Here is an 8,362-nt window from a genome sequence, read left to right as displayed (position 1 = left end):
GGCCCCGCGCTCGAGGAGCAGCTGCAGAAGCACGGCGTAACGCTCGCGCATTATCCGCAGAGCTTCGAATTCTCGACGGTGGGCGGCTGGATCGCGGCGCGCGGCGCGGGCCAGCAGTCGAACCGCTACGGCAAGGCCGAGAAGTGGCTCGTCTCCGCGAAAGTCGCGACGCCGAAGGGCTTCTGGACGACGGAGGCAACGCCCGCTTCCGCCGCCGGCCCGAACCTCAATCAGCTGATCGCGGGTTCCGAAGGCACCATCGGCGTCATCTGCGAGGCGACGGTGAAGATCCACGAGATTCCGGCCCGCAAGGATTATCGCGGTTATCTCTTCAAGGATTTCGCCAGCGGCATCGAGGCGGCGCGTCGCATCAACCACGCCGACATTCCGGTCGCGATGGTGCGCCTCTCGGACGCGCCGGAAACGCATTTCTTCCAGGCCTTTTCGGCGACGCATTCCGAGACGAGCCTTAAGTCGCGGCTCCAGCGCGCCTATCTCCGCTTCAAGGGCTTCGACGGCGAGCCCTGCCTGATGCTGGTCGGCCATGAAGGCGACGCCGAGACGGTGATCTGGGCGCAGGAGCAGACGCAGGCGATTGCGAAGAAGCTCGGCGCGCTGGCGCTCGGCACCGGGCCCGGACAGAAATGGTATCACGGCCGCTTCAACTCGCCCCATGCCCGCGATCCGATGCTCGACCACGGCATCGGCCTCGACACGCTCGAAACCGCCACGCGCTGGTCGAATATGGGCAAGCTTCACAAGGCCGTGGTCGACGCCATCGACGGCGCGATGAAGGCGAACATGCCGGAAGTGACGGGACGCGGCATCGTCATGGCGCATCTGAGCCATTCCTATCCCGACGGCGCGAGCCTCTATTTCACCTTCGTCTTCCCGCGCCAGCTCGACCGCGAGATCGAGCAATGGCAGGCGATCAAGCGCGCCGCCTCCGACGCGATCCTCGAAAACCGCGGCACGATCAGCCACCACCATGGCGTCGGCATCGACCATGTCCCGTGGCTCGCCGAGGAGAAGGGCCCCATCGGCTACAATGTGCTGAAGTCGCCGAAGCGCGAACTCGACCCGACCGGCGTGCTCAATCCGGGGAAGTTGTTGGGGTAGACAACAACTGTCACCCCGGGCTTGTCCCGGGGCCCAGGGGCCGCACGCTCAGAATTTGCCGCCCCTGGATCCCGGCATAAAGCCGGGATGACATGATGGTTGGGTTACGCCCCCACCATCTCCCGTGCGGTCGCGAGTCCGACCTCGATGTTCGGCACCAGCGTCACGCGGCTCTCATCAAGGATGCCCATTTCCGTTAGCACCTGCTTCGGCTGCGGCTGGATGCCGGTGACGATGACTTTCGTGCCGTGTTTCGCGCAACGGTCGAGCAGCGACTGGATGGCGCTCGCGCCGGAACCGTCGACCATCGGCACGCCGCGCATCCGCAGGATCAATACGCGCGGCGGCTTGCCGATGCGGTCGAGCGTTTCGCCGAGCCGCATCGCGACGCCGAAGAAGAACGGCCCGCGAATGACGCTGGCAATGACGCCCGGTGGCAACTCGGCCTGTGTGACAGGCCGCGATTCATGCGGCGTATCGTCCGCCACATCGTCGTCGAGAAGCTTCACATTGGCCTGAACCTCGACCGCCTCCGACATGCGGTGCATGAAGAGGACGGCGGCAAGCACCACGCCGACCTCGATCGCGACGGTGAGGTCGACCATGACGGTGAGCGCGAAGGTGACGAGCAACACGGCCCGGTCGCCCATCGGCGCCTTCATCAGATGGGCGAACTTGTCGATCTCGCTCATGTTCCAGGCAACGATCATCAGCACGGAGGCAAGCGCCGCGAGCGGGATATAGGCCGTGAGCGGCCAGGCGACGAGCATGAAGATCAGCAGGAAGACCGCGTGCAGCATGCCGGCGACGGGGCCTTTCGCGCCGGAGCGGATATTCGTCGCCGTGCGTGCGATGGCGCCGGTCGCGGGCAATCCGCCGATGAGCGCCGAGGCGCAGTTGGCGACGCCCTGCGCGACGAGCTCGCAGTTCGAGCGGTGACGCCGGCCCGTCATGCTGTCGGCGACCATGGCCGAGAGCAGGGACTCGACGCCGGCCAGAAAAGCGATCGTGAAAGCGGTCGGAAAAAGCTCGCGCAATCGCGCGAACGTGACCGTCGGCAGAGTCGGCATTTCGAAATGGGGCGTGAGCCCCGCATAGCGCGAGCCGATCGTGTCGGTCGGCAGATGGAAGACATAGACCGCCGCCGAGGCGAGGACGACCGCGATCAGGAATTGTGGCCATGTCGGACGGTAGCGCCGGATAAGCACGATGACGGCAAGCGCGCCGGCGGCGACGGCCAGCGTCGCCGGACTCGTCGTCGATAGGGCGCCGCCAAGCGCCGCAAGCTTCGGAAAGAAATCGCCCGGCACCTTATCGACGACGAGACCGAAGAAATCCTTGATCTGGCTCGATGCGATGATGATCGCGATGCCGGAGGTGAAACCGGTGACGACGGGCTGCGGGATATATTTGATGTAGGTGCCGATGCGTAAGAGGCCGGCGGCGATTAGCATCAGGCCCGCCATCATGGTCGCGAGGATGAGCCCGTCATAACCATGCTGCGCGATGACGTTGAAGACGACGACGACGAAGGCGCCGGTGGGCCCGCCGATCTGGAAGCGCGAACCGCCCAGCGCGGAGATGAGAAAGCCCGCCACCACCGCCGTGATGATGCCCTTGTCGGGTGTCGCACCGCTCGCGATCGCGAGCGCCATCGAAAGCGGCAACGCGACGATCGCAACCGTCAGTCCAGCGATGAAATCCTGTCGAAACTCCGCCGCGCCGTATCCCTCACGGAGAACGGTGACGAGCTTAGGAATGAACAAGGACCAGCGGGATTCCGCGGGTTGGGTCGCAGTCGGCATGGCTAAACCTCCCCGATACGGGGAAAAGGAGCGCCCTGCGCGTCTTATTCGGCTTCAAGCTGACGGCGCAGCTCGGCCTTTGCGATCTTTTCGAGAGTCGAGCGCGGCAAGGCATCGACGATGCGAATGTCGCGCGGCACCTTGAAATCCGCAAGCGATTTCCGGCAATGCGCCATGACCCGCTCCTTGAGGTCTTTTGCCGCACCCGCCTCTCCACCCGGGACCAGCAGGAAGGCGACCGGCACCTCGTCGAGCATGGGGTCCTTCCGTCCAACGACGGCACATTCCTGAATGCCGCCGACGGCCATGATCGCGACTTCGATCTCCGAGGCCGCGACATTCTCGCCGCCGACCTTCAACATGTCCTTGTCGCGATCGGCAAATTTGATGAAGCCGTCTTCCATCAGCGTCACGCGGTCGCCGGTGATGAAGAAACCCTGTTCGTCGAAACTTTCGGCCGTCGCCTTGGGGTTGTTCAAATATTCCTTGAAGAGCGAAAGGCCGGGAACACCCTTGATGAGCAGCGCTCCGGTGTCGCCCGCCTCCGCCGGCTGCCCGTCTTCGCGGATGATCGCGATCTCATAGGCGGGCGATGGCTTGCCGATGGTCATGGCGGGCGCCGGCACGAAAGGATCGCTGACGATGCCATGCGTGATCGTCTCCGTCATGCCCCACCAGCCGATGGTCCTGACGCGGAAATGCGCATCGGTCGGCAGTGAGGCGACGCCATTTCCCCAGAGCCGGTAGTGATGCACAGCCGGCACGTCGTGATTGATGAGCGCGCGAAGGCAGAAGGGCACCATCGATGTCCATGTGCAGCGATGGCGGAGCGAAACATCCCAGAAGCGCGAGGCCGAGAAACGCGGCTGCAGGACGACCGTGCCGCCCACCCAGAGCGTCGCCAGAACCGAATAGGACTGTGCATTGGTGTGGAAGAGCGGCAGATAGACGAGATGCACGTCGTCCGCCGTCAGCGTCTCGTGCATCGCGCAAAGCTTCGCGCCCCAGAGCGCGTTCGCATGCGTCCAGACGACGCCTTTCGGCCGCGACGTCGTGCCCGACGTATATTGAATGCCGACATTGGCGGCGGGATCGGCGGGTCTCAGCGGCGCGGCGGCCGCATCGCCGTAAAGCGCCGCAAAGGACTCCGATTTCTGCGGCAGGTTGCCGGGCGCTGCCGGCGCGCCATTGTCGGTTTCGGTGATGGCGAGCCACCTGATCGCGCGGCAACTCTCGGCGACAAGCGCCGCGAATTTCGGCTGCGTGATCGCGCCGACGACGCCCGCATGTTCGGCGAAATAGGTGAGCTCGTCGCCGACGGAGCGCGCATTGGTCGTGACCGCCACCGCGCCCAGATGCGCGCAGGCATACCAGGCGATGATCGCTTCCGGGCAATTGTCGAGATGGACGAGCACGCGGTCGCCGAACATGACGCCGCGCGCCTTGAGCCCGGCCGCCACGCGCCGCGTCTCATCCGCGAACTGCGCATAGGACCAGCTCCGCGACGGCCCTTCGAGAGGCTCCCAGATCAGGAAGGGGTGCGCCGGCCGCGCCGCCGCGTGCAGCGCGAGGAGATGCGGCACGTCGAAGCCCGAAAACGGGTGGACGGCGGGCGTTCTCAAGGTCGGTGCGGTCATCGTTTGCTCCCGGTGTTTGTCCCCCTCTACACCATGCTTATCTGACCATCCATCCAGCTTTTGGACTTGAATTTGTCGTGGAGAAGCGGGAGGTCCGCATATGACGCGGCCTCCTCAACGTGAGGTCAATCTCAAATCCTCATCCTGAGGAACGACCCGAAGGAGCGCGTCTCGAAGGATGGCGATCAGGCCAGCGCGTCCTTCAGCGCCTTTGACGCCGCCTTCACCGCATCGCGACCCACATCGAGAACAGCCTGCAGGTTGAAGAAGCCGTGGATCATGCCATCGTAATTGACGTATTCGACCGGAACGCCCGCTGCCTTCAACGCCTCCGCATAGGCGCGCCCCTCGTCGCGCAGTACGTCGAAACCGGCGGTGACGACATAGGCAGGCGGAAGCCCCGCAAGCGAGGCGGCCTTGAGCGGCGCAAGACGCGGATCGGCACGGTCGCCTTCGCCCGCATAATGATCGATGAACCAGACCATGCCGTCGCGCTCGAGAAAGTGTCCCGTAGCGAACGCCTGATAGGAGCCGGTCTCCGTATCTGTGTCGGTCACCGGATAGATCAAAATCTGATAGGCGATCTGCGGTCCCTTTGTATCGCGTGCGAGTTGCGCAACAACTGCGGCGAGATTGCCGCCGGCGCTGTCGCCGGCCACCGCGATGCGATTGGGGTCGACACCTATCGAGGACGCATTCGCCTCCACCCATTGTACGGCGGCCAGCGCGTCGTCGACCGCCGACGGAAACCTGTGTTCGGGCGCGAGGCGATAATCGACGGCGATCACCCTGCAACCACTTTCGTTGGCGAAGGTCCGGCAGAGCGCGTCATGCGTTTCGAGATCGCCGATGACCCAGCCGCCGCCGTGGAAATAGACGAGCACGGGCAGCGCGTCGCTGCCGGCCGCGACCGGCGTATAGATGCGGACGGGGATTTCGCCCGCCGGTCCGGGGATCGTCCGATCCTCGGTTCTGCCGATGGGTAAGCCCTGGGCGTCGAGTTGTGCCGCCATGGCACGGTACATCTCCCGTGCGCCCTGCGGCGGCAGGTCGATGATCCGCGGTACATCGGTATTCGCAGCCATGCCGTCCAGAAGCGCTTTGACCTGAGGGTCGAGTGCCATTTCCTTCTCCCAATTAGCAATTTGTTCTTGTTGGGAGAAAGTTTTAGCGGGCCCGAAGCGGTTCCGCAAAGCTCGCGATGAGCGCCTCCTCAGTGGAGGATATTTCCCTCGCGCGAGCGGCGGCCCTCGGCCATCTCGACGACGAACACCTTGAGTGCCCGCCAGGCATCGGCGCGCAGCTTTTCCCCGATCTGCTCCAGTTCCTCAACCGCCGTATCGGCATAATCGAGAGCCTTCATTCCATGCGTGTCGAACATGTAGGCGGCGAGCAGGCTGAGTTCGTGGTCGGTCATCATGGGACAGTCTTTCGATCAATTGGCGAGCTGTTCCCATGCTTCTGCAACCCTCGGGCCAGAGACGTCTCTGAATGGAATCAAGGGGCTAGACGGGCTCGGCTTCGTCGTATGGGTAAAGCCTGCCCGGCCGGAAAGACACATGGCGGCGGATTTTTCCGCCCTTACCAGGGTTCGTTATGCGTCCTGACGTCGGCCTCGAAGGTCCAGGCGGCGCGGCGCTGCCTGTGCAGGCCGAGATAGACCTCGGCGATGCCGCCAAGGTCGATGAGCCGGCCCTCCTGCGCGCGCTGCGCGGCATAGTCGGGCAGCCCCCTGTGCAGCTTCTCGCCGTCGATGCCGCCATCGATGACGACATGGCCGACATGGATGCCCTTCGGCCCCAGTTCCTTCGCAGTACTTTGCGCGAGATTGCGGAGAGCGCCCTTGGCCGAACTGAAGGCGGCAAATCCCGCCCGCCCGCGCATCGAGGCCGAGGCGCCAGTGAAAAGCAGCGTGCCGTCCTCGCGCGGGCTCATGTGCCGCGCCGCCTCACGCGCGAAGACGAAGGCGCCGAAACAGCAGACGCGCCAGCAACGCTCGAAATAATCCGCCTCCATCCCCTCAACGCCGCCCGGCATGTTGTTGCCGGCGTTGTAAATCGCCAGCCCGACCGGACCTTCGGCCTCCGCCGCGCGCCAGAGCGTGACGACATCCTCCTCGTTCGTCGCATCGCTGTCGACGGCGGTCGCTTCCCCGCCCGCCCAGTTGATCGCATTGGCGACCGCCTGCACCTTGGCGAGCGTGCGCCCGGCGACGAAGACATGGAGCCCCTCCTCCGCGACCTGCCTGCTCAAGGTCGCGCCGAGCCCGTTTTCCGGGCCGACGCCCAGAACGATCGCGGTCTGCCGCTTCATGAGGTCCCTCCTCCATCCCTATCCGAGGGGCATATGGTTAGCGACGGGGAGGAACCAAGAGGAAGAATCCGCGAACGGCGACATTTTCGGCCATTGCCCGGCCGCGCTCCCGGCGCTATGGTCCGGCCATGATCGCAACGCGCCACATCCACGCCTGGTATTTTACGCTGCTTACATAAGCGCGGCGTCGATCCTGTTTGACCAATGCCGCCGCAAGCCGGCGGCATTGTCTTGAAAGATGGTCTCCGGCCAGACGGCCCTCCGAGGAGACCTATCGTGATCCCACCTACACTGACCATCCGGCAGGCGACCGAAGCCGATTACGAACAGCTTTGCGACCTCTTCGCGGAGCTCGGCGTCGGACAGCGGCGGGAACGGGCGCAGATCGCGCGCCTTATCGCCGGGCCGCACAGCGCCATTTACGTCGCCTCCGAAAAGGACGCGCGTATCCTTCACGGCCTCGCCACGCTGATGTTACGGGACCAGCCGGGAATGCGGACGGTCGAGATCGGCGAACTCGTCGTCCATCGTAACGCTCGCCGACAGGGGATCGGGCGCGCCCTGATCGACCATGCGGCCGACTGGGCTGCGCGAAAGGGCGGCGAGCTTGTCGGAGGACCTACCTGGGAGACCTATCGCGCCTTGGTCCACGCATGACGTTCAGCCGGCGAAGCCACCCTCTGCCAGAAAGCTCTGCTCCTCGGGCGTCGACTCGCGACCGAGCACGGCATTGCGATGCGGAAAGCGGCCGAAGCGCTTGACGATGTCCGCATGGATTTCGGCAAAGCGAAGGCTTTCCGGATCGTCGAGCCGCGTCGCGTGAAAATGCAGGCTCTCGCGCTGCGCCGCCACGTCTTCGGCATGCATATAGGGCAGGTAGAACCATTGCCGCGCGGTGATCGGCAGCTCGACGTCGAAGCGCCGTCGGATCGCCTCGCGCGCGACGCGAAGAGCTCTCTCGTCATTCGCCCAGGCACGGTGATCGCCGCGATTGAGATTGCGCGAGAACTGGTCGAGCACAATGACGAGCGCCAGCGCGCCCTGCGCGTCCTTCATCCAGTCGTCGAGCTTGCCCTCGCAGGCGACCATATGCGTGTCGCCGAAGCGTTTGCGGATTTCGCTGTCGAAGGACGGATCGGTCGCGAACCATTTGTCCCGCCCGGCCGCGAACCAGAAATCGAGAATCTCGCGAGGCCGGGCGATGGGCATGGGCTTTCCGAGCTTTCAATGTCATCCCGGGACTTGTTCCCGGGATCCATCTGCGCGCGACATAGTGCCGTGTCTTATGGGTCCCGGCAACGAGTGCCGGGACGACACCTGTATTTGTATTGCTAGTCGGGCCTGTCAGACGACGATCACATCCTCCGGCGCCGTCTCCTCGTAAAGCCGCTGGACGAGATGCGCCCGCCGGTCGAGCGTCGCCCGCTGGTTGACATAGCCCTTGTCGGTGATCTCGTGACCGTCGATCGAGGGCGGCTCGGTCATCAG

8 protein-coding genes are annotated in these 8,362 nt (G+C 64.5%); 2 read left to right on the top strand and 6 right to left on the bottom strand.

Features of this window, described 5'->3' with window-relative positions:
* A partial coding sequence (locus VMR03_RS13915; protein ID WP_325406216.1) for an FAD-binding oxidoreductase occupies window positions 1-1,119 on the top strand: 1,119 nt, incomplete at its 5' end.
* A gap of 104 nt (window positions 1,120-1,223) precedes the next feature.
* On the opposite strand, the gene VMR03_RS13910 is transcribed toward VMR03_RS13915, so the two are convergent.
* The 5 genes from VMR03_RS13910 to VMR03_RS13890 all read right to left on the bottom strand — a co-directional run bounded on the left by VMR03_RS13910 (window position 1,224) and on the right by VMR03_RS13890 (window position 6,874).
* Window positions 1,224-2,924, bottom strand: a complete 1,701-nt coding sequence (locus tag VMR03_RS13910) for a SulP family inorganic anion transporter (protein WP_325406215.1) — start codon at window positions 2,922-2,924, stop codon at window positions 1,224-1,226.
* A gap of 44 nt (window positions 2,925-2,968) precedes the next feature.
* Window positions 2,969-4,561: an AMP-binding protein gene (locus tag VMR03_RS13905; protein ID WP_325406213.1), complete on the bottom strand. Its 1,593-nt coding sequence runs from the start codon at window positions 4,559-4,561 to the stop codon at window positions 2,969-2,971.
* A 185-nt stretch (window positions 4,562-4,746) separates the two neighbouring features.
* On the bottom strand, window positions 4,747-5,685 hold the full coding sequence (locus tag VMR03_RS13900; protein WP_325406212.1) for an alpha/beta hydrolase: 939 nt from the start codon (window positions 5,683-5,685) through the stop codon (window positions 4,747-4,749).
* Between the two features lie 89 nt (window positions 5,686-5,774).
* Complete coding sequence (locus VMR03_RS13895; protein WP_325406210.1) at window positions 5,775-5,981, bottom strand: hypothetical protein; 207 nt, start codon at window positions 5,979-5,981, stop codon at window positions 5,775-5,777.
* Window positions 5,982-6,142: 161 nt separating this feature from the next.
* Window positions 6,143-6,874: an SDR family NAD(P)-dependent oxidoreductase gene (locus VMR03_RS13890; protein WP_325406209.1), complete on the bottom strand. Its 732-nt coding sequence runs from the start codon at window positions 6,872-6,874 to the stop codon at window positions 6,143-6,145.
* Between the two features lie 276 nt (window positions 6,875-7,150).
* Between VMR03_RS13890 and VMR03_RS13885 the strand changes: the two genes are divergently transcribed.
* The gene (locus VMR03_RS13885) at window positions 7,151-7,531 is read left to right on the top strand and encodes a GNAT family N-acetyltransferase (RefSeq protein ID WP_325406208.1); all 381 of its coding nucleotides are present in this window, start codon (window positions 7,151-7,153) and stop codon (window positions 7,529-7,531) included.
* Window positions 7,532-7,534: 3 nt separating this feature from the next.
* On the opposite strand, the gene VMR03_RS13880 is transcribed toward VMR03_RS13885, so the two are convergent.
* Window positions 7,535-8,083, bottom strand: a complete 549-nt coding sequence (locus VMR03_RS13880; RefSeq protein ID WP_325406206.1) for a DUF924 family protein — start codon at window positions 8,081-8,083, stop codon at window positions 7,535-7,537.
* Between the last annotated feature and the right edge of the window lie 279 nt (window positions 8,084-8,362).

Source organism: Parvibaculum sp., from assembly GCF_035511255.1.
GTDB lineage: Bacteria > Pseudomonadota > Alphaproteobacteria > Parvibaculales > Parvibaculaceae > Parvibaculum.
Note: the sequence above shows the minus strand (reverse complement) of the source record. Positions and strands in the feature narration are given on the sequence as shown.

Coding starts and splice junctions, on each gene's coding strand:
- VMR03_RS13900 (WP_325406212.1), bottom strand. CDS start 5,685: ATGGCACTCGACCCTCAGGTCAAAGCGCTTCTGGACGGCATGGCTGCG.
- VMR03_RS13895 (WP_325406210.1), bottom strand. CDS start 5,981: ATGATGACCGACCACGAACTCAGCCTGCTCGCCGCCTACATGTTCGAC.
- VMR03_RS13910 (WP_325406215.1), bottom strand. CDS start 2,924: ATGCCGACTGCGACCCAACCCGCGGAATCCCGCTGGTCCTTGTTCATT.
- VMR03_RS13890 (WP_325406209.1), bottom strand. CDS start 6,874: ATGAAGCGGCAGACCGCGATCGTTCTGGGCGTCGGCCCGGAAAACGGG.
- VMR03_RS13880 (WP_325406206.1), bottom strand. CDS start 8,083: ATGCCCATCGCCCGGCCTCGCGAGATTCTCGATTTCTGGTTCGCGGCC.
- VMR03_RS13905 (WP_325406213.1), bottom strand. CDS start 4,561: ATGACCGCACCGACCTTGAGAACGCCCGCCGTCCACCCGTTTTCGGGC.